The sequence below is a fragment of the Paraburkholderia gardini genome (assembly GCF_907164545.1).
GTDB lineage: Bacteria > Pseudomonadota > Gammaproteobacteria > Burkholderiales > Burkholderiaceae > Paraburkholderia > Paraburkholderia gardini.
The window spans coordinates 37,021-57,102 of the sequence record NZ_CAJQZB010000018.1 but is presented as its reverse complement, the minus strand read 5'-3'; the positions used below and the strand labels follow the sequence as shown (position 1 = coordinate 57,102).

Genomic DNA, 20,082 nt, shown 5'->3' with positions numbered 1-20,082 from the left:
CGCGATGGACATACTGCGGAACATGAAGATCTTCGTGCGGGTGGCGGAGATTGCCAGCTTCACGATCGCGGCACAGCAGCTTGAAGTGACGACCGCGCAGGCCTCCCGCGCCATTTCCGAACTCGAGGCTCACCTGCGCACGCGTTTGCTCAATCGCACGACGCGTCGCGTTGCGCTGACCGATGCGGGCAATCGCTACCTGGTTCGCTGCAAGGAAATTCTCGGCCTGGTCGAACTCTCTGAAGCCGAAGCCGGTGAGGCGAAAGACACGCCATCGGGCGCGCTGCGCATTCACGCGTCGCTCAGCTTCGGCCATATCTACGTAATCCCCGCGCTCGCGGAATATCTCGAGGCGAATCCGCTGGTGCGCGCGGAACTGACCCTGTCGCAACGTCTTCCCAATCTGCTCGACGAAGGGTATGACGTGTCATTTCAGATCACGACCACGCATCTGCAGGATTCGGCGCTGATATCCGCGCACATCTGCACGATGCCGAGCGTGCTGTGCGCGTCGCCGAAATACATCGAGCGTCATGGCGCGCCCGCTACGGTTGCGGCGTTGCGCGAGCATGCGTGTCTGCAACTCGTCACGCCGTATTTTCCGGTCGACCACTGGAAGTTCGAAACGCCGGATGGCGTCGAGGAAATCGACTTGCCGCCCGGCAAGCTACGTGTGAATTCGCCGGATGCGCTTGCGGGCGCGCTCGCAAGCGGCATGGGAATCGGTGCGTTGCCGATGCTCTCCGCGCTACCGCTGCTGGAAAGCGGTGAACTGGTGCGCGTGCTGCCCGAGTGCAGGCCGCAGGAGATGACGGTTTACGCCGTGTACGCGTCGCGTGAATATCTCGACGCGAAGATCAAGACGTGGATCGCGTTCCTCCGCGAATATGTCACGGTCGCGCTGGCGGCTGCGCACGTCTGATCGTTCGCACGCTCCAGGTCGCTTCGCTAGACGCTTGAGGCATGAGATCCACTCCGGTCCTTGATGCGTACGTGCGCGCTGCCGGCAGGTCATCTGCGCATTCACGCGCCGTCGGCGTTTGGATAGCACCAGGCGGTGCCCGCGCTCGCGCGCTATCTGCGGAAGTGCCCGTCGGTGTACGTCAGTGCTTCGGCACCAGCGCATCGACGAGCGCGGACGTGGTCTGTCTGAGCGATTTCGTGTCGCCATAGACCCGCTCCATCACGGCGATGCCGCGCGTCATCGTGACCACGAGCTTCGCCGCCTGCCCCGCTGGAATCGCGAGCCGCGTTTTCGCTTCGGACGTTTCCAGCGCGCTGAGTACCGCGGCCTCCAGTTCGCCGATCATCTTTTGCAGCGCCTCGCGCAGGCGCGGCGAATCCGGATCGACTTCGATCGCGGTCCTCGTCGACAGGCAGCCGCGCGAAGGCGTGCCCTGCGTCAGCGAGGCGATCACAAACGCGAAGAAAGCGAGCAACGAATCGCGCACGTCGGGCTTCTTCAGCGCCTGACGCGCACCGGCGATAAACCGTTCGGTGTATCGCTCGAACACCCGCATGAAAATCTCTTCCTTGTCGCCATACGCGTTGTAGAGCGAGCCGCGCTGCACGCCGGTGGCCTCGGCCAGATCCAGCATCGAGGTCGCGCGGAAACCCTTGCGCCAGAAAACTTCCAGCGCCTGCGTAAATGCGCTGTCTTCATCGAACTGTCGAACGCCTGCCATGCCTGCCCCAATCCACAAAACCGCAATGACTCTATTTTGACACCACTGCTAAAAATGTGCAAAAGCGTCAGGTCGCGGAGCACTGAGAAAGGTGAGGATATTCGGGAGACGAAACCCCGCCTCGCCTCGTGGAATCGGGATGAGGCTTCCGCGCTGCGTCTGTCGCCGGCCGGATGGCTGGAGGGTTTTAATTAAATGCGGGGTCAAAAGATTCACAACAATTAATCACATCCAGAACGTGAGACCGACTACGATCAATTCGTGGCTTCCCGCGCGTGAGCGGCGGGAAGCCTTCTTGCGTGGTTCCCATTTTTGTCGTCTCCAGAAATAGCCAGACGCATGGCGGCGTCGTGATTGTGACCGCCACTCCCGTACGAGGTGACCGATGAACATCCAGGATTTTCCGTCCCAGAACGATCCCCGCACGCGGATCAGCCCTTGCCGTGGAATGCCCGCCGGCACATGGGAGCGCGACCCGTGGGCACAGATGCTGTCGCTGCTCGAAGCGCTGTGTGCGGCGCCTGTGGACGAAAGCAGGTCCGGGCGCCGTACGCGCGAGCCGGATGCCCGCTACCGGGCGCGCGCTCCGCGGCGCGACCAGACGTCGTGCCGCGACACCGAGCCACCCGTGATCACGTTGCTGGAACGCCTGTCCACAACGGCTGTCGTACTGTGCTGGCGCTCGACGACCTGCCATTACGGCGACCAGGTATGGATTCAGGGTGTGGCGCGAAGCTCCGGCCGGTGTGCGGTGAGCGGCATGGCGATACGTCGCGGCGATGCGGTGTATCGTCCAGGAAGTCGCGGTCGACGCGTGCCAGTCAACGTCGGCGCGATGATCCACGCGTCGGCGTTTGCGTGAACCGGACGCCCCAGGCGCCCATCTTCCCACAAGGACAGGACACGACATGAACAAGCTCACCACTGCATTTGGTGCACCCGTTGTCGACAACAACAACATCCAGACGGCCGGCCCCCGCGGCCCCGCGCTGTTGCAGGATGTGTGGTTTCTCGAGAAGCTCGCTCATTTCGATCGCGAAGTGATTCCCGAGCGCCGCATGCACGCGAAGGGCTCCGGTGCGTTCGGCACGTTCACGGTGACGCACGACATCACGAAGTACACGCGCGCGAAAATCTTCTCCGAGATCGGCAAGACGACGCCCATGTTCGCCCGCTTCTCGACGGTTGCCGGCGAGCGGGGTGCCGCCGATGCCGAGCGCGACATCCGCGGCTTTGCATTCAAGTTTTATACGGAAGAGGGCAACTGGGACATGGTCGGCAACAACACGCCGGTGTTCTTCATGCGCGATCCACTCAATTTTCCCGATCTGAATCACGCCGTGAAGCGCGATCCGCGCACCGGCATGCGCAGCGCGGAAAACAACTGGGATTTCTGGACGCATCTGCCCGAAGCGCTGCATCAGGTGACGATCGTGATGAGCGATCGCGGCATTCCGAAGTCGTTTCGCCACATGCACGGCTTCGGCAGCCACACGTTCAGCCTGATCAATGCCGCGAACGAGCGCCACTGGGTCAAGTTTCATTTCCGCACGCAGCAGGGTATCCAGAACCTGACCGACGCCGAAGCGGAAGCGCTCGTCGGCAAGGATCGCGAAAGCTCGATGCGCGATCTGTACGAAAGCATCGAGAAAAAAGCGTTTCCGCGCTGGACGCTGTGCGTGCAGGTCATGCCGGAGAAGGACGCGGCCACGTATCCGGTCAACCCGTTCGATCTGACGAAAATCTGGCCGAAGAAGGACTATCCGCTGATCGAAGTCGGCTATGTCGAGCTGAACCGCAACGCGGAGAACCATTTCGCCGACGTCGAGCAATCCGCGTTCAATCCGGCCAACATCGTGCCGGGCATCAGCTTTTCGCCGGACAAGATGCTGCAGGGCCGTCTCTTTTCGTATGGCGATGCGCAGCGCTACCGGCTCGGCGTGAATCACAACCAGATTCCGGTGAATGCGCCGAAGTGCCCCGTGCACAGCTATCACCGCGACGGCCAGATGCGTGTCGACGGCAACGCGGGCGGCGCAACTTCGTACAATCCGAATTCGCGCGGCGAGTGGATCGAGCAGCCGGATTTCCGCGAACCACCGCTTTCGCTGGAAGGCGCGGCGGATCACTGGAATCATCGCGTCGATGAAGACTATTTCTCGCAGCCGGGTGCGCTGTTCCGTCTGATGTCGGCGGAACAGAAGCAGACGCTATTCGACAACACCGCGCGCGCGATCGCGGGCGTGTCGAAGCCGATTCAGGCGCTGCACATCGAGCACTGCACGAAGGCCGATCCAGCTTATGGCGCGGGCGTCGCAAAGGCGATCCAGGCAGTCGAGGGAAAAGCCGGGCGGTAATCCGCTGCTGAACCTTCGTCCGGAAGGTTCAGCAGGTTGGAGCATCGCATTGAAGAAGGGGCGTGGCGTCGCGATCGCACGCCCCTTTTCTGTTTCCCCGGCCTGGAAATGTTTATTCAGACGCATCGGTGAGTATTTCCGGGAGCCTCATACAGTTCCTTGCGGCTCCCGTCACGCGCTTCAATCAGGTACGCGGCGTCACGTTTTGGCGGGCTGGCCGATCTCGTGATTCGCGAGCACTTCGAGTGCGCGAACCATCGCCGAGTGATCCCATGCCTTGCCGCCGTGCGCGACGCATGCGTTGAAGAGCGCCTGACAGGTCGCCGTGTTGGGCAGCGATACGCCGAGCGCCTGCGCGGTCGAGAGCGCGAGGTTCAGGTCCTTCTGATGCAGCTCGATGCGAAAGCCCGGATCGAACGTGCGCTTCGTCATCCGTTCGCCGTGTACTTCGAGAATCCGCGAGGAAGCGAAGCCACCCATCAGCGCCTCGCGCACACGTGCCGGATCGACGCCGGCTTTCGACGCCAGCAGCAGCGCTTCGCCGACCGCCTCGATGGTCGCCGCGACGATCACCTGGTTGGCGACCTTGCACACCTGTCCTGCGCCCACGTCGCCGATCAGCGTGACGTTCTTGCCCATCATGTCGAAGAGCGGCTTCACGGCGTCGAACGTGGCCTGCGTGCCGCCGACCATGATCGTCAGTGATCCGGCCTTCGCGCCCACTTCGCCGCCCGAGACCGGCGCGTCCAGATACTCCGCGCCGCTTTCGCGCACCCGCGCGGCAAATTCGCGCGTGGCCATCGGCGAGATCGAGCTCATGTCGACGACGGTCTGGCCCGCGCGCAGTGCGCCCGCGAGTCCATCCTCGCCGAACAGCACGCGCTCGACGTCCGGCGTGTCCGGCACCATGATGAAGATGACGTCGGCTTTCGCCGCGACGGCCGCCGGGCTGTCGCAGGCGACGGCGCCAGCCTGCTTCAGGTCGTCCGGCACGCCGCTGCGCGTGAAGGTCGCGAGCGACACGTTGTTCTTGAGTAGATTCGCAGCCATGGGCTTGCCCATGATGCCGAGTCCGATAAAGCCTGCTGATTGCATGTGATCCTCCGTTCGGTCTGTCGGGTTCAGTGTGTCGTTGAATCGGGTGTCTGACATGTCGGGTTCAGGCGGCGATGAAGTGCCTGTGCACGGCCTGCGCGGCGTTGCGCAGCAGACCGAGATCGGCGCATACGGCCACCACCTGGCAGCCCATCGCGATGTAGCGTTCGGCGTCTGCTTCCACCGGCGCCAGGATGCCGCTTGCCTTGCCGCCGGCGTTCGCGCTCGCGAAGACGCGTTCGATGGCCTGCTGCACTTCCGGATGGTTCGCGTTGCCGAGATGGCCGTAGCCAGCGGCGAGATCCGACGGACCGACGAACACCGCGTCGACGCCGTCGACGGCCACGATCTCGTCGATCGCTTCGACGGCCGTGCGGCTTTCGATCTGCACGATCACGCAGATGTTGTCGTTCGCGATATCGAGGTAATTGGCGACGGTGCCAAAGCGATTCCCGCGATGGCCGACCGACACGCCGCGTATGCCGTGCGGCGGATAGCGCGTCGCGGCGACGGCGCGCGCGGCATCGGCCGCACTGTCGACGAACGGAATCAGGAAGTTGCAAAAGCCGCTGTCGAGCAGACGCTTGATCACGACGCTCTCGTTGGCCGGCGGCCGGACGACGGGCGCACTGCGACTGTCTTTCAGCGACATCAGCTGCGGAATGAGCGTGATGACGTCGTTCGGCGCATGTTCCGCGTCGAGCAGAAGCCAGTCGAAGCCGATCACGCCGAGCATTTCCGTGACGATCGGGCTTGCCAGCGACGACCAGCACCCCACGAGCTTCTCGCGGTTGCGTACGGCCTGACGAAAACTGTTGGGCAGAGGCTGAAACGGCGAGGCAGCGATCATGAATTGTCCTTCGGCTGGGTGACGAGTGGCGGGCAGAACAGGTCGCAGGGCAGGGTTGAAGCCACGTCCCGTTCAAAACATGATGTTATCTGTCATCGTACATCTTAATTGCATTATGCACCTGCCAGTGTGCGTTCATAGCCGCGTTAACCCGTATATTTAACAGTGACATGGTGTTTCTCCGTCTTTTTGTTAAGTTATACGATGACTGATGATGAAGATGCCTGATGCCTGCCACATAGCGAACGCGGCACGGCATACATGATGCGACGGGAAGGAAGGCAGGGAAAGGGCTGAACGCCCGAATGACAAAGGTGAGCGCGAAACGGGATCGCGCTCACCTCCCGAAAAAGCTCACCGCAGGAGATTGGCTACCGGCTTTTCACAAACGCAGCGATCTTTGCGTTCAGCAGTTCAGGCGCCTGGCGATGCGGTGAATGTCCGCAGCCGTCGAGTTTTGCGAGCTGCACGTGCGCGACGTGCTGCTGGATCAGATCGATCTGCGCCATCGTGCCGTACTCGTCGTCATGGCCCTGGGCGGCGAACAGCGGGCACGTGATCGAGGGCAGCGCGCCCGTGATATTCCAGCGCCGGAAGTCGGTGTTGAGCCAGATGTCGTTCCAGCCGTAGAACGCGGAATCGACGTCGTTGTGATAGCGCGCGAGCTTCGGCTTGAAGTCGGTTGTCTCAAAGGCGATCTTCGCCTGCGCGATGGCATCGACGGACTTCTGCTCGACGATCACATGGGGCGCGACGACGATCGCGCCACCCAGCGCGTGCGGAAACGCCGCCGCGTAGAGCAGCGCGATCGAGCCGCCATCGCTATGACCCACGAGCCACATGCGCGCGCGTTCGGCTTCGTCGACCTGAAGGGCATCGAGGAGCGCGGGCAACACGTCGTGCGCCTGCCGGTGCATGAAATCGACGGGCCACTTGACGTCGTGATCACGCGGCGTCGAGCGGCCATAACCCGGGCGCGAATACACGAGACCCCGGAAACCCAGCGCGTCGCACAGCGTTTGCGGCCAGTCTTTCCACATCGCGATCGAGCCGAGCCCTTCGTGCAGAAACACGGCAAGCGGCGCGTCGACATGCTCCGGGTTGAGCCATCGATACTCGATGCGAAGCGCGCCGCGATCCGCGCCGGCAGGCAGTTCGGCGAAGGCAGTCGACAGGGGCGTGCAGGCGGTCATGCGATCCGATCCATTAGACAGTCACAGAAGAGTTGAACGGCGTTTCACCGCGTATTGTGAGGCGGTTTCGATGGTATCCGTTGCGAGTGCATCACGGTGCTTCACGGCGCCTCGCGCAGTTTGAAACGCTGGATCTTGCCCGTCGCAGTTTTCGGCAGATCGTCGACGAACAGGATTTCGCGCGGGTATTTGTGCGGCGCGAGCCGTGCCTTCACGAAGGCCTTCAGTTCGGCGGCGAACGCGTCGTTCGCGCCCGCTTCGCGCTTCAGCACGACGAACGCACGCGTTTTCATGAGCCCGTCGCGCGTCACGCCGACGACCGCCGCTTCGAGTACGTCGTCGTGCTGCATCAGCACCATCTCGACCTCGATCGGCGACACGTATTGTCCGCTGACTTTCAGCATGTCGTCGCTGCGGCCGGCATACGTGTAGTTCCCATCCGGCAGACGACGGTACTTGTCGCCGCTTTTCAGCCAGTCGCCGAGAAACGTCGCGCGCGATTTGTCGCGGTTGCACCAGTACATCAGCGCGGCGCTCGGCCCCCGGATGTAAAGGTCGCCGATTTCGCCGTCGGGAACCGGCTGGCCGCTTTCGTCGCGCAGTTCGACATCGTAGCCCGGCACCGCGGTGCCCGTCGTGCCGTAGGCCACGTGACCCGCGCGATTCGACAGGAAGATGTGCAGCATCTCGGTCGAGCCGATGCCATCCAGAATCTCGCAGCCGAAGCGCTCCGTGAAGTGCTCGCCGGTTTCGCGCGGCAACGCCTCGCCCGCTGACGTGCACACGCGCAACCGTACGTCCGCGCGCTCAGGCAGGTCGGGTGAGGCGAGCATGCCCGCATACAGCGTCGGCACGCCATAGAAGATGGTCGGCCTGTGGCGCGTGAGCTGCGCGAAGACGGCCTCGGGCGTCGGCCGGCCGGCCATCAGGATGGCGGTTGCGCCAACGGAAAGCGGAAACGTCAGCGCATTGCCGAGACCGTACGCGAAGAACAGCTTCGCTGCCGAATAGACGACATCGTCCTCGCGGATACCCAGCACGCGTTTGCCGTAAAGCTCGGCCGTCCAGTACAGGTTCGCGTGCGTGTGGACCGTGCCTTTCGGCTTGCCCGTCGAGCCGGACGAATACAGCCAGAACGCGATATCGTCGGCGTGGCTTGCCCAGGGCGTCGCGCGTGGTGTGGATTCGTCGATCATCCGACGAAACACATGCTCGCCTGGCAGATTCGCGTCCTGCGGCTGCGAGACGATCAGCACGCAGCCTTCGTTCGACGCATCCGCGAGCGCCTGCGCGACCGTCGGCAGCAGCGCGCCCGTTGCGATGACCGCGCGTGCGCGGCTGTGATCGAGCATGTACGTGTAGTCGGCGGGCGCGAGCAACGTGTTCGCGACGACCGGCACGACGCCCGCATACAGCGCGCCGAGAAACGCGACGGGCAGATCGGTCGTGTCGTGCATCACGAGCAGCACGCGTTCCTCGGGATGAATGCCGAGTTTCGTCAGCGCGCTCGCGAAGCGGCGCGCAAGCGATTCGAGTTCGCCGTAGGGCGTGACGCCGTTGTCGTCGATATACGCGGGTTTCTGGGCGCGCGTTTCGTTTAGCGCAAAAAGGTGCGCTGCGAAATTGAAGTGAACGGGCGGCGCTTCGACGGCGGGTTGACCGTTTGCGGCGGTCGGCTCTACCAGGGCTTCCATGCTTGTCTCCTGACGTGGGCGACGCGCGTCCGGCTGGGCGAGGGCAGCCGTCACACATTCTTTTTACCGGTTGTATGGGTCGATTCAGTGGTTCGTGCCTGCTCCGGCTTCTGGCGTCGGACGGTTACCGGTGAGCAGGCTTCGGCGTCACGCATTCGCGCTGGAGGTCGCCTGGTGTACCGCTTCGTTCGTTGCGGCCGGCGCCTGGATGGCCGCGCGGCGATGATAGAAATTCAGCGCGCGCACGCCGCCCAGTTCCTCGCCGCCGCCGGCCCGGCCCGGACCGCCGTGCAGCGACATCGGCATGACGTTGCCGTGGCCGGTCTGGCTCTGTGCCACCGAAGGCGAGATCGCATGGACGCGCCCGTGCGTATCGGCGAGTTCGAGCGCGATGCGCGCAAGACGCGCTTCGTCGTTCGAAAACACCGACGCGACGAGCGAGCCGTGTCCGCGTCGCGCGAGCGCGATGGCATGCGCTTCTTCCAGCGATGTGTCCGGTGCAGATGTGACGGTGTACGCGCACAGCGTCGCGACCGGACCGAATACCTCGATGTCGTGAATGCGCTTGGCCGTGTCCGCGTCGTCGACGACCAGCAGATGCGGCGCGATGCATGCCGCAACGGCAGGATCGGCGTCGATGAGTTCGACGGTCGAGCCATCGAACGCGACGCGCGCTTCCTCGCGCAAGGCCGCGATGCCGGCCTGCACGTTGCCGTACTGTTCGCGATTGACGAGCGCGCCCATTCGCACCGACTCGTTGCGCGGATTGCCGACAGTGATTTTCGCGAGCTTCGCGACGAGGGCATCGGTGGCGGCGGCGAGATGCTGCTTCGGCACGAAGGCGCGACGGATCGCCGTGCATTTCTGGCCGGACTTCACCGTCATTTCGCGCACGACTTCCTTGATGAAGAGATCGAACGCTTCGGTGCCCGGCGCGGCATCGGCGGCGAGAATCGCGCTGTTCAGGCTGTCGGCTTCGACGTTCAGACGCGCGCCGTGCTCGATGAACGCGGGATGCGCGCGCAGCTTCGCGGCGGTTTCGGCGGAGCCGGTGAACGAGACGACATCGAACGCGCCGATCGGGTCGAGCAGGCCCGCCGAGCCGCCGCAGATCACCGAAAGCGCGCCGTCCGGCAGAATGCCGGCCTTCACGACATCGGCCACCATGCGCTGCGTGAGCCATGCGGTCGCCGTCGCAGGCTTGACGATCACCGGCACGCCGGAGAGAAGCGCAGGCGCGGCCTTCTCCCACAATCCCCACGACGGGAAATTGAACGCATTGATAAAGAGCGCGACGCCGCGCGTGGGCGTCAGCACATGCTGCGTGGTGAACGACCGGTCCTTGCTGAGGCTCACGGTGGCGCCGTCGCGCAGCGCATGGACGTCGCCGAGCGTCGCGCCGAATTTCGCGTAGTACGACAGCGTGAAGATCCCGCCATCGATATCGACCGCGGAGTCGTTCTTCGTCGTGCCGGAGTTCGCGAGCGCGATCGCGTAATAGTCGTCGCGGTTCGCCTGCAGTACTTTCGCGACTTCCGCGAGCAGGGCGGCGCGCGCCGCGTAGGTCAGGCTGCGCAACGCGGTGCCGCCCTGCTCGCGGGCGTAGTCGAACGCCGCGGGCAGGTCGAGGCCCTGGCTGGAGACGCGCGCGAGCGCATCGCCCGTCACCGGATCGGTCAGCAGCGTGCCTTCGCCGTCACCGGCGACCCACTTGCCGGCGATAAAGTTTTCTAGCAATGCGGCCATGAGATGCCCCTTCCTGAGTGATCGGTTGAGCGGTTCGTCGCGCCGGCTTCGTGGAACGCGATGCAATGAGCGTGGATGCGGAACGCGGCGCGCGTCAGGCAGCGGCTTCCTGCTTCGTGAACTGGATGGCGCCTTCGGGCAGCAGATAGAGCACGAGCGCGCTGCCGTGAGCGACCGTCGGCCGGTGCGCGGTGCCCGGTCCATACACGCACCAGCCAGCCGGATGGCCGTCGAAGGTCGCGCCCCCGGTGAGCGGAATGATCAGATCGATTTCACCGTTCGGATGCACGTGATGCGGCCCGGCGATGTCGGTCATGCTGACGACGTCGACCGAAAAGCCGTGTGTGTCCGGCAGCGCCTTGAAGATGCGTCCGTAGCGGATGCCGCCCGCTTCGCGTTCGCACAGCCAGCCTTCCTTCACGCCGGCGCAGCAGGCGTCGGCGAGTTCGGCCCAGGCCGCGCCCGAGGCGGGATACTCGGCGTTCAGCCAGCCGGCGAGATCCTGATCGAGCGGGCGCGCCTCGATCCTGCTGGTCACGCCGCGAATCAGCGTTCGAAATGTGTCGGGGGACATAAGTGTCTCCACCGCGCGTCAAGCGCGGATCGTCGCCGTGACGCGAGCAGGCCGCACGCGTCTGGCTGTCTTGAAAATGTGCATTAAACTTAGCGTGCGACAAACTGCATGTCAAGCACTATAATTCATTAAGATCCGCTCAGAGGACGCTTCAACATGAAACAAACCGCCGCCATGCAACCGGTCGAGCCTGCGGATCACGACACCGCGCCCGACGACGCACGTGAAGCCCGCGATCCGTTTCTGGTCGGAATGGGAGAGCGCGTGCGCCTGCTGCGCGCGCGTCGCGGCCTGACGCGCAAGGCGCTGGCGAAGGAAGCGGATGTCTCCGAGCGCTACCTCGCGAACCTCGAATCCGGCGTGGGCAACGCATCGGTGCTGTTCCTCCGTCAGCTCACGAAGGCACTAAACTGCATGCTGGCCGAGATCGTCGGCGACGAAACGACGTCTTCCGCCGACTGGCTGCGCATCCGCGAGCTGCTGTACGGCCGCGATCACGACACGTTAAAGCGTGCCCGCGTCGCGCTCGAGGAGATGCTTGCCACCGCGCCGCAAGACCCCAACCGGCGCAACCGGATCGCGTTGATCGGCCTGCGCGGCGCCGGGAAATCGACGCTCGGCCGGATGCTCGCGGACGAGCTGAAAATGCCCTTCGTCGAGCTGAACCGCGTGATCGAACAGCTGGCGGGCTGCCCGCCGGCGGAGATCCACGCGCTGTACGGAGCGAGCGCTTACCGGCGCTACGAGCACCGCGCGCTCGAAGCGGTGATCGCGGAGCATCCCCGCGCGGTGATTGCTTCTCCGGGCGGTCTCGTGTCCGAGCCCACCACGCTGAACGCGCTGCTCGCGCATTGCTTTACCGTGTGGCTGCAGGCCACGCCAGAAGAACATATGCGGCGCGTGATCGCCCAGGGCGACCTGCGGCCGATGTCCGGCAACAAGGAAGCCATGGATGACCTGAAGCGCATTCTGGAAGGCCGCGGCGAATTCTACGGACGCGCCGACATGACGTTCGACACCAGCGGCAAGCCGCTGGCGGAATGCTATCTGTCGTTGCGAGACCGGCTGGCGGCGCGGATCGCCTCGGAGTGACGTCGATGTTGATGCCGACGCGTGAACTGAACTAAAACGCATGCCCGGGAAAACCCGTAATAAGCATTAAAGTGCTTTACTCGACATAAAAGATGCACTATCGTACATTCAACCAATCCGCAATGTACGAAGGAGACATCCATGTCAGTCGCTCAATCAGTGGAGCAGGGCATCGCGGCAGGTGCGACGCCGGTTCAGACACCCGCCGCGCCGTCGGCCGGCCCGCGCGTCGACTATCGCACCGAGCCGTCACGCTATAAACACTGGTCGCTGACATTCGATGGCCCGGTCGCCACACTCGGCATCGATATCGCCGAAGACGGCGGCATTCGCGAAGGCTACAAGCTCAAGCTCAATTCGTATGATCTGGGCGTCGACATCGAACTGCACGATGCGATTCAACGCATCCGCTTCGAACATCCGGAAGTGCGCACGGTGGTCGTCACGAGCCTCAAGGACCGCGTGTTTTGCTCCGGCGCGAATATTTTCATGCTTGGCCTGTCGTCGCATGCATGGAAGGTCAACTTCTGTAAATTCACCAACGAAACGCGCAACGGTCTCGAAGACACGTCGCGCTATTCGGGCATCAAGTTTCTCGCAGCAGTAAACGGTGCGTGCGCCGGCGGCGGCTACGAAATGGCACTCGCGTGTGACGAGATTTACCTGGTCGACGATCGCTCGTCGTCCGTCGCGTTGCCTGAAGTGCCGCTGCTCGGCGTATTGCCCGGCACCGGCGGTCTCACCCGCGTCACCGACAAGCGCAAGGTCCGTCATGACCGCGCCGACATCTTCTGCACGATCGTCGAAGGCGTGCGCGGCGAGCGCGCGAAGCAGTGGCGCCTCGTCGACGAAGTGGTCAAGCCCAGCGTCTTCAAACAGACCGTGCAGGCGCGCGCGCTGGAACTGGCCGCGCAGAGCGACCGTCCGGCTGACGCGAAGGGCGTGACGCTGACGCGCGTCGAACGTCAGGATCGCGAAGACGGCCTCGCCTATGCGACCGTCGACGTCATGATCGACCGCACGAAACGCACCGCGACGTTCACCGCGAAAGCGCCGTCGGGCCACCAGCCCGCCGATATCGACGCCATCGTCGCGGCCGGCGCGAACTGGTGGCCGCTGCAGTTCGCCCGCGAACTCGACGACGCGATTCTCTCGATGCGCACCAATGAGCTCGATACCGGCACGTGGATCTTCAAGACGGAAGGGGATGCCCGCGCACTGCTCGCCGCCGACGCCACGCTGCTTCAGCACAAGGACCACTGGTTTGTCCGCGAAACGATTGGCATGCTGCGCCGCACGCTGGCGCGCATCGACGTATCGTCGCGTTCGCTCTTCGCGCTGATCGAGCCGGGTTCCTGTTTTGCCGGCACGTTCGCCGAACTGGCGTTCGCGACCGATCGCACCTACATGGCTGCGCTGCCGGGCAATGAAGACGAAGAACCCGCCATCACGCTCTCCGACGTCAACTTCGGTCTGTATCCGATGATCACCGGGCAGTCGCGCCTTGGCCGCCGCTTCTACGACGAAACCGGACCGATGCAGGCCGCGCGCGAGCAGACCGGCAGGCCGGTGAAACCGGTCGAAGCCGAGCGTCTCGGTCTCGTGACCGCTTCGCCGGACGACATCGACTGGGCCGACGAAATCCGGATGGCGATCGAAGAGCGCGCGGCGATGTCGCCGGATGCGTTGACGGGTCTTGAAGCGAACCTGCGCTTTAACGGGCCGGAAACGATGAACACGCGCATCTTCGGCCGGCTTTCCGCCTGGCAGAACTGGATTTTCAACCGGCCGAACGCGGTGGGCGAGAAGGGCGCGCTCAAGGTGTACGGCAAGGGCAGCAAGGCGCAGTTCGACCTGAACCGCGTGTAACGCGTTTTATCGAACATCCACTGCTCAACGATCCCGCAACGCACGCGCTCAAGCTCAAGGAAACAGACATGTCCACGATCAACTACAGCGAAAAGATTCCGAATAACGTCAATCTCGCCGACGACCGCACGCTGCAACGCGCGCTCGAACAATGGCAGCCGAACTTCCTGTCATGGTGGGGCGACATGGGCCCGGACGGCTCGCATGGTTACGACGTCTATCTGCGCACGGCGGTGAGCGTCGATGCCGGCGGCTGGGCGCACTTCGATCACGTGAAGATGCCGGACTATCGCTGGGGCATTTTCCTCGCGCCCGGCGACACGGAGCGCAAGATCAACTTCGGCGAGCACAAGGGCGAAGCCGCGTGGCAAGACGTGCCCGGCGAGCACCGCGCGAACCTGCGACGCATCATCGTGACGCAGGGCGACACGGAACCGGCTTCGGTGGAACAGCAACGCCACCTCGGGCTCACCGCGCCTTCGATGTATGACCTGCGCAACCTGTTCCAGGTGAACGTCGAGGAAGGGCGTCACCTGTGGGCGATGGTCTATCTGCTGCATCGCTACTTCGGCCGCGACGGTCGCGAAGAAGCCGACGCGCTGCTCGACCGCCGCTCCGGCGACGACAACAACCCGCGCATTCTCGGCGCGTTCAACGAGCGCACGCCGGACTGGCTCTCGTTCTTCATGTTCACGTACTTCACGGACCGCGACGGTAAATTCCAGCTGTCGGCGCTCGCCGAGTCGGGCTTCGATCCGCTCGCCCGCACGACGAAGTTCATGCTCACGGAAGAAGCGCATCACATGTTCGTCGGCGAATCGGGCGTGTCGCGCGTGATCCAGCGCACCGCGCAGGTGATGAACGAGCTCAAGACCGACGACATCAACAAGCTGCGCGCCGCGGGCATCATTGATCTGGAGACGATCCAGCGGTACATCAACTTCCATTATTCGGTGACGATCGACCTGTTCGGCGCCGACCAGTCGTCGAACGCGGCGACGTTCTACAGCTCGGGCCTGAAAGGCCGTTACGAAGAAACGAAACGCGACGACGACCATCAGCTAGGCGGCCAGAACTACAAGCTGCTGGATGTGCAGGACGGCAAACTCGTCGAACGCGAAGTGCCGATGCTCAACGCGATGAACGAAGTGCTGCGTGACGACTACATCAAGGACTCGGTGGCGGGCGTCGGGCGCTGGAACAAGGTGCTTGAAAAGGCCGGTATCGATTTCCGCATGACTGTGCCGCACAAGGCGTTCAATCGCCAGATCGGCACGTTCGCCGGCGTGCGCGTCGCACCCGATGGTCGCGTGATCAACGAAAACGAATGGAAGGCGAACGAAGCCACCTGGTTGCCGACGCCGGAAGACCGTGCGTACGTGGCGTCGCTGATGGGCCGCGTGGTCGAGCCCGGCAAATTCGCGAACTGGATCGCCCCGCCGGCGATGGGCATCAACCGTCAGCCGGTCGATTTCGAATACGTGCGCTTCAACTGATTTATCCCGGCAATACCAGGCGCCCGGCTGCGCCGCCATCCATCGCGACGCAGCCGGATGCAGGGGGAGACAAAACATGAATGGCCCAGCCCCAATCGCAGTCCTCAGGCAGCATCTGATCGACCCGGAGATCTGCATTCGCTGCAACACGTGCGAAGAGACCTGTCCGATCGATGCCATCACGCACGATTCGAACAACTACGTCGTGAAAGCCGATGTGTGCAACGGATGCATGGCCTGTGTGCCGCCGTGTCCGACGGGCGCCATCGACAACTGGCGCAACGTGCTGAAGGCCGACGCGTACAGCATCGACGAACAGTTCACGTGGGACGAACTGCCCACGCAGAACACGACGGCGAGCCCCGCGCTCGATGAAGTCGCGCCTCAACCTGGCGCTGGCGATACGGAAGAATCAGCAGAGACATCGGAAGGCATCGAGGTGGATACGGTGCGCGGCTCGACGCTGCCACCCTGGTCGTCGGCCAGGCCGTATGTGAATCTTTATACGCATAAAGACCCGGTGTCGGCGACGGTGGTCGGCAACTACCGGCTCACGGACGAATCGACCGAAAGCGATATCCATCACATCGTGCTGGATTTCGGCACGATGCCGTTCCCGGTACTGGAAGGCCAGTCGATCGGCGTGCTGCCGCCGGGTTCGACGAAGGACGGCAAGACGCATCATGCGCGGCAGTATTCGATCGCGAGCCCGCGTGATGGCGAGCGCAAGGGCTACAACAATCTGTCGCTCACGGTGAAGCGCGTCACCCAGGACTATCAGGGCAATGCAGCGGATGGCGTGTGCTCGAACTATCTGTGCGATCTGAAGAAGGGCGACAAGGTCGATGTGATCGGCCCGTTCGGCAGCACGTTCCTGATGCCGAATCATCCGAACTCGCATTTGCTGATGATCTGCACGGGCACCGGTTCGGCGCCGATGCGTGCGATGACAGAGTACCGGCGCCGCCGCAGGCTGAAAGGCGCGACCGGCAAGCTGATGCTGTTTTTCGGCGCGCGGACGAAGGAAGAGTTGCCGTACTTCGGGCCGCTGGTAAACCTGCCGCGTGATTTCATCGATACGACGCTGGCATTTTCACGAACGGTGGGTCAGCCGAAGCGCTACGTGCAGGATGCGATGCGCGAGCGTGCAGCGGATGTCGCGCAGATGCTTCGTGACGCGAACACCTACATCTACGTGTGCGGCTTGAAGGGCATGGAAGACGGCGTATTACAGGCATTGCGCGATATCGCCGAACAGAATGGGCTTGAATGGGAACCGCTGTGGAAAACACTCAAACGCGAAGGACGTCTGCATCTCGAAACATATTGAGATCGATCGAGAGGTGAGTGTTTGCGGGAGCCGATGAACGGTGCGCAACGCAGCGTCGCGTTGCGCACCGTTTGTTTTGGAACGCTAACTTTTGTGGATGAGGCTGGCGGGTTGCTTTGCGAGTGTGTTGATTACGATGCGCAGGCGTTTTGCGGCACAGGTTTGCGCTACGCACCGGTATACGTGGAGCTTCCTGGGTTTTAGCTCGAATGCTTTAGCACGCGGATCAGTCGGTACGGTCGGCAGCGCTGTCTGTTCCTATGGTCGGTGAAACGCGTCGGACGGAACCAGGCTGGCAGTAGCCAAAAACATAAGGGCCGGTAATCCAGCCCTTATGGCAGTCTCCTGTCTGGAGCCGTGTCCTTGCCTTCGACCGGCGCCGTTTATCCACGGTCGACAATTAACCCGGCAACTTCATTGACACGTGGGCGGGGGCTGGGTCTGGTGTATTCAGTAAACCGTCTATCCCGTTGATAACACGGTAGGCTTCCACGAGTGCTTTTTCCTTGTCCACATCGTGTCCACCAACAACACGGGCCATCTCGGAAGGGGAGAGCTCCTGCTCCTGATGCACGCCGAAGCCGCGCCACTGTCTGCCAGCGGGCCGCCAACCGCCAGCCTGTTCCAGGGCTGGCGTTACTCGTACGGATCAGGGTTGGCGTTTGCCGCGGCCACCAGCGGGTTTGCCAGCCGGCTTACGTGAACCCGCAGCTGGCTTGCTGGCGGGTTTGCTGCTTGGCTTTTGCACGCTGAATGGGTTACCGCTGGACAAGCTTGTGCCTTTACCCGCGGCCACAGCGCGTTGCGCCGCAGGTTTGCGTTTGTTTTCGCCACTTTGCGGGCGCGGTTTTTTGCTGAGCACCTGCATGGCGCCCGGCGCAGCTTGCGGCACTTTGGGCTTCTTGGGCTTTTTGGGTTTCCTGATGATCTGGCCCGTCGCGCTGGTTTGCGGCACGCGGTGTTCGGCCTCAAAACCCGGCTCTTCTTCACGGCGTAGCGTTTGCCGGATCAGCGCTTCAATCGCGGCCAGTTGCGGCGCTTCATCGGCACACACAAGGGACACCGCCACGCCGCTGGCGCCCGCTCGGCCGGTACGGCCAATACGGTGCACATAGTCTTGCGCCACGATCGGCAGATCAACGTTGATCACCAGCGGCAGGTCGTCGATATCCAGCCCGCGCGCAGCCACATCGGTGGCTACCAGCATATGTACTTCGCCCGTCTTGAAGCGCTCCAGCGCACGCAGGCGCGCGGGTTGCGGTTTATCGCCGTGGATGGTGTCGACCGCATAGCCCGCTTCATCCAGCATGGCCGCCAGATAATCCACGCCATTGCGGGTTTTGACGAACACCAGCGCGTGCTTCCAGTTGTTTTCAGCCACAAGGTGCATGAAGAGGTCAGGCTTGTTCTTTTTATCCACCGGCACCACCCACTGCTTGATCTTGCTGGCCGTGGCATTGGGCGGGCTGACGCTGATATTGACCGGGCCGCGCAGAATGCCCGCCGCCATGGCGCGGATATCATCGGAAAACGTGGCAGAGAACAGCAGGGTCTGGCGTTGAGCGGGCAAGGCAGCAAAGACGGCGTCGAGTTCGCGCGCAAAGCCCAGATCAAGCATGCGGTCGGCTTCATCCAGCACCAGCGTTTGTACCTGATCAAACTGCACTGCGTTCTGGCGATTGAGATCCAGCAAACGGCCCGGCGTGGCAACGAGCACATCCACGCCTTTGCGCAACGTCATCATCTGCGGGTTGATACTCACACCGCCGTAGGCGGCCAGAAATCGTAAGTCGAGGCCTTTGCCGTAATCGATAAAGCTTTGCAGCACTTGCTCGGCCAGCTCACGCGTGGGCACCAGCACCAGGACACGCGCGCGGTTGCTGGACACCGCCGGGCCGTGTTGCACCAGCCGTTGCAACAGCGGCAGCGCAAAACCCGCTGTTTTGCCAGTGCCGGTCTGTGCCGCAGCCATGACGTCCTTGCCACTGAGCACAGCAGGAATCGCCTTGGCCTGCACCGGCGTAGGTGTCTGGTAATTGAGGTCCTGCACATTACGCAGCAAGGGATCGATCAGGCCAAGCGAGGCAAAAGACATTGGCGCATTCCAGGCTAAAGCCGCAATTCTAGCGGTTACCGCCTGATTGCGTCGCGCGGATCAATGGTCAAAAAGATCGACGTTGATCGCCACTGAAAAACGTAGCGGTGCCGGGCGCCGCGCACCGCGCCGGCAAGCTGTACTACGAGACACCGATGAGCAGCACTGCCGCCAGCGCCAGCCCCAATTGCATCAACTGCAAACGCGCCAGTGGCCGTGCAACCAGCCACGCGCGCACCTGCATCGCCACCAACTGCCCGAAATAAGGCCAGAGTCCTGCCGGGCCATCCATGATCGGATCTGCCGCGGTAACGAAAATCAGGAAAAGTCGAGACGGCACGAACAGGATTGCTTATTTCGCAAGATCGTAGAACTGCAAGGTGACTGAACTATTCCGACCACCGTCATTCTTCATCTACCGTTTCGCTATCGTGTGCATGAGTTCGACACCGCCTGGTTTGCTCGCTCGATGGTCCTGCTCCATCGCGTTGGATTGATAAGAACGGCGTACCCGAAACGATCACAGTGAACAAGAGCGGCGCCAATCTGGCCGCCCTCGAAGCGCTCGATGCCGGGCGACCGACGCCGGTCAAGGTCCGCCAAAACAAATACCTGAACAACATCGTCGAGCAGGACCACGGCGCCATCAAACGCATCATCATACCGATGATGGGGTTCAAGGATTTCCGCTGCGCGCGCATCATCCTGTCCTACATCGAAATCACGCACATGATCCGCAAACGGCTGATGCACAACGACGGCGGCACAAAAATCGCAGCGGAGCAATTCTATTCACTGGCCAGGTAACCATTCCTACCCATTCATAAACTCTATCGATTCATTTGTGTTACCGCGACACAATCATCAGGCTTCTGCCGATCGACCTGCGACTTCATCTCTGCAATGTCCAGACTCGTATCGCGAACATTGCAGTCGGGGAGTTGGGCGGCAATGGAGGAGTTAGACGCCCGGGCGTTTCGTGGCCACCGTCGGTCTCTGGATGGTG

The 20,082-nt window shown here is 62.7% G+C and carries 16 protein-coding genes and 1 pseudogene; 8 read left to right on the top strand and 9 right to left on the bottom strand.

All coding sequences use genetic code 11. The features are described 5' to 3' along the window. Nucleotides 1-4 precede the first annotated feature (4 nt). Nucleotides 5-922, top strand: a complete 918-nt coding sequence (locus tag LPA37_RS14370) for a LysR family transcriptional regulator (RefSeq protein ID WP_229012944.1) — start codon at nucleotides 5-7, stop codon at nucleotides 920-922. A gap of 181 nt (nucleotides 923-1,103) precedes the next feature. Here the strand turns inward: LPA37_RS14370 and LPA37_RS14365 are convergent, their stop codons facing one another. Continuing rightward, nucleotides 1,104-1,685: a TetR/AcrR family transcriptional regulator gene (locus LPA37_RS14365; RefSeq protein WP_229012943.1), complete on the bottom strand. Its 582-nt coding sequence runs from the start codon at nucleotides 1,683-1,685 to the stop codon at nucleotides 1,104-1,106. A 385-nt stretch (nucleotides 1,686-2,070) separates the two neighbouring features. Between LPA37_RS14365 and LPA37_RS14360 the strand changes: the two genes are divergently transcribed. Beyond that, nucleotides 2,071-2,547 carry a DUF3331 domain-containing protein gene (locus LPA37_RS14360; protein WP_228980686.1) on the top strand — a complete coding sequence of 159 codons (477 nt, stop codon included), beginning with the start codon at nucleotides 2,071-2,073 and terminating at the stop codon, nucleotides 2,545-2,547. Between the two features lie 46 nt (nucleotides 2,548-2,593). Continuing rightward, complete coding sequence (locus LPA37_RS14355) at nucleotides 2,594-4,042, top strand: catalase (RefSeq protein ID WP_228980689.1); 1,449 nt, start codon at nucleotides 2,594-2,596, stop codon at nucleotides 4,040-4,042. Between the two features lie 198 nt (nucleotides 4,043-4,240). On the opposite strand, the gene LPA37_RS14350 is transcribed toward LPA37_RS14355, so the two are convergent. From LPA37_RS14350 to LPA37_RS14325, 6 genes are all read right to left on the bottom strand, one after another. Further along, complete coding sequence (locus tag LPA37_RS14350; protein WP_228980692.1) at nucleotides 4,241-5,137, bottom strand: 2-hydroxy-3-oxopropionate reductase; 897 nt, start codon at nucleotides 5,135-5,137, stop codon at nucleotides 4,241-4,243. A gap of 64 nt (nucleotides 5,138-5,201) precedes the next feature. Further along, complete coding sequence (garL, locus tag LPA37_RS14345) at nucleotides 5,202-5,987, bottom strand: 2-dehydro-3-deoxyglucarate aldolase (protein WP_228980693.1); 786 nt, start codon at nucleotides 5,985-5,987, stop codon at nucleotides 5,202-5,204. Nucleotides 5,988-6,358: 371 nt separating this feature from the next. Continuing rightward, a complete protein-coding gene (locus LPA37_RS14340; RefSeq protein WP_229012942.1) occupies nucleotides 6,359-7,180 on the bottom strand; it encodes an alpha/beta fold hydrolase in 822 nt (273 codons plus the stop codon). A 101-nt stretch (nucleotides 7,181-7,281) separates the two neighbouring features. Continuing rightward, the gene (locus LPA37_RS14335) at nucleotides 7,282-8,874 is read right to left on the bottom strand and encodes a benzoate-CoA ligase family protein (RefSeq protein ID WP_229012941.1); all 1,593 of its coding nucleotides are present in this window, start codon (nucleotides 8,872-8,874) and stop codon (nucleotides 7,282-7,284) included. Nucleotides 8,875-9,021: 147 nt separating this feature from the next. Next, nucleotides 9,022-10,620, bottom strand: coding sequence for a 3,4-dehydroadipyl-CoA semialdehyde dehydrogenase (locus tag LPA37_RS14330; protein WP_229012940.1), 1,599 nt, complete (start codon nucleotides 10,618-10,620; stop codon nucleotides 9,022-9,024). Nucleotides 10,621-10,714: 94 nt separating this feature from the next. Further along, complete coding sequence (locus LPA37_RS14325) at nucleotides 10,715-11,194, bottom strand: 4-hydroxylaminobenzoate lyase (RefSeq protein ID WP_229012939.1); 480 nt, start codon at nucleotides 11,192-11,194, stop codon at nucleotides 10,715-10,717. Between the two features lie 156 nt (nucleotides 11,195-11,350). On the opposite strand from LPA37_RS14325, the gene LPA37_RS14320 reads away from it, so the two are divergent. The 4 genes from LPA37_RS14320 to boxA all read left to right on the top strand — a co-directional run bounded on the left by LPA37_RS14320 (nucleotide 11,351) and on the right by boxA (nucleotide 16,981). Then, complete coding sequence (locus LPA37_RS14320; RefSeq protein WP_407672527.1) at nucleotides 11,351-12,286, top strand: helix-turn-helix transcriptional regulator; 936 nt, start codon at nucleotides 11,351-11,353, stop codon at nucleotides 12,284-12,286. Nucleotides 12,287-12,427: 141 nt separating this feature from the next. Further along, nucleotides 12,428-14,155, top strand: a complete 1,728-nt coding sequence (gene boxC / locus LPA37_RS14315) for a 2,3-epoxybenzoyl-CoA dihydrolase (RefSeq protein WP_229012938.1) — start codon at nucleotides 12,428-12,430, stop codon at nucleotides 14,153-14,155. A 68-nt stretch (nucleotides 14,156-14,223) separates the two neighbouring features. After that, nucleotides 14,224-15,651 (top strand): benzoyl-CoA 2,3-epoxidase subunit BoxB, encoded by a 1,428-nt coding sequence (boxB, locus tag LPA37_RS14310; RefSeq protein ID WP_228980708.1) that lies wholly within the window; start codon nucleotides 14,224-14,226, stop codon nucleotides 15,649-15,651. Nucleotides 15,652-15,727: 76 nt separating this feature from the next. Continuing rightward, nucleotides 15,728-16,981, top strand: coding sequence for a benzoyl-CoA 2,3-epoxidase subunit BoxA (gene boxA / locus LPA37_RS14305; protein ID WP_229012937.1), 1,254 nt, complete (start codon nucleotides 15,728-15,730; stop codon nucleotides 16,979-16,981). A gap of 649 nt (nucleotides 16,982-17,630) precedes the next feature. Here the strand turns inward: boxA and LPA37_RS14300 are convergent. Both LPA37_RS14300 and LPA37_RS14295 read right to left on the bottom strand, forming a co-directional pair. Continuing rightward, complete coding sequence (locus tag LPA37_RS14300; protein WP_229012936.1) at nucleotides 17,631-19,076, bottom strand: DEAD/DEAH box helicase; 1,446 nt, start codon at nucleotides 19,074-19,076, stop codon at nucleotides 17,631-17,633. 142 nt (nucleotides 19,077-19,218) lie between these two features. Continuing rightward, entirely contained in the window at nucleotides 19,219-19,416 is a 198-nt protein-coding gene (locus LPA37_RS14295; RefSeq protein WP_228980714.1) for a hypothetical protein, read from the bottom strand. A gap of 152 nt (nucleotides 19,417-19,568) precedes the next feature. Here LPA37_RS14295 and LPA37_RS14290 point away from each other — a divergent pair. Next, nucleotides 19,569-19,883, top strand: a pseudogene (locus LPA37_RS14290) (DDE-type integrase/transposase/recombinase); the annotation flags it as partial. Nucleotides 19,884-20,082 lie beyond the last annotated feature (199 nt).

Excerpts from the sequence above, each read along its gene's own strand:
- LPA37_RS14370 (WP_229012944.1), top strand. The coding sequence starts at position 5 with ATGGACATACTGCGGAACATGAAGATCTTCGTGCGGGTGGCGGAGATT.
- LPA37_RS14365 (WP_229012943.1), bottom strand. The coding sequence starts at position 1,685 with ATGGCAGGCGTTCGACAGTTCGATGAAGACAGCGCATTTACGCAGGCG.
- LPA37_RS14360 (WP_228980686.1), top strand. The coding sequence starts at position 2,071 with ATGAACATCCAGGATTTTCCGTCCCAGAACGATCCCCGCACGCGGATC.
- LPA37_RS14355 (WP_228980689.1), top strand. The coding sequence starts at position 2,594 with ATGAACAAGCTCACCACTGCATTTGGTGCACCCGTTGTCGACAACAAC.
- LPA37_RS14350 (WP_228980692.1), bottom strand. The coding sequence starts at position 5,137 with ATGCAATCAGCAGGCTTTATCGGACTCGGCATCATGGGCAAGCCCATG.
- garL (WP_228980693.1), bottom strand. The coding sequence starts at position 5,987 with ATGATCGCTGCCTCGCCGTTTCAGCCTCTGCCCAACAGTTTTCGTCAG.
- LPA37_RS14340 (WP_229012942.1), bottom strand. The coding sequence starts at position 7,180 with ATGACCGCCTGCACGCCCCTGTCGACTGCCTTCGCCGAACTGCCTGCC.
- LPA37_RS14335 (WP_229012941.1), bottom strand. The coding sequence starts at position 8,874 with ATGGAAGCCCTGGTAGAGCCGACCGCCGCAAACGGTCAACCCGCCGTC.
- LPA37_RS14330 (WP_229012940.1), bottom strand. The coding sequence starts at position 10,620 with ATGGCCGCATTGCTAGAAAACTTTATCGCCGGCAAGTGGGTCGCCGGT.
- LPA37_RS14325 (WP_229012939.1), bottom strand. The coding sequence starts at position 11,194 with ATGTCCCCCGACACATTTCGAACGCTGATTCGCGGCGTGACCAGCAGG.
- LPA37_RS14320 (WP_407672527.1), top strand. The coding sequence starts at position 11,351 with ATGAAACAAACCGCCGCCATGCAACCGGTCGAGCCTGCGGATCACGAC.
- boxC (WP_229012938.1), top strand. The coding sequence starts at position 12,428 with ATGTCAGTCGCTCAATCAGTGGAGCAGGGCATCGCGGCAGGTGCGACG.
- boxB (WP_228980708.1), top strand. The coding sequence starts at position 14,224 with ATGTCCACGATCAACTACAGCGAAAAGATTCCGAATAACGTCAATCTC.
- boxA (WP_229012937.1), top strand. The coding sequence starts at position 15,728 with ATGAATGGCCCAGCCCCAATCGCAGTCCTCAGGCAGCATCTGATCGAC.
- LPA37_RS14300 (WP_229012936.1), bottom strand. The coding sequence starts at position 19,076 with ATGTCTTTTGCCTCGCTTGGCCTGATCGATCCCTTGCTGCGTAATGTG.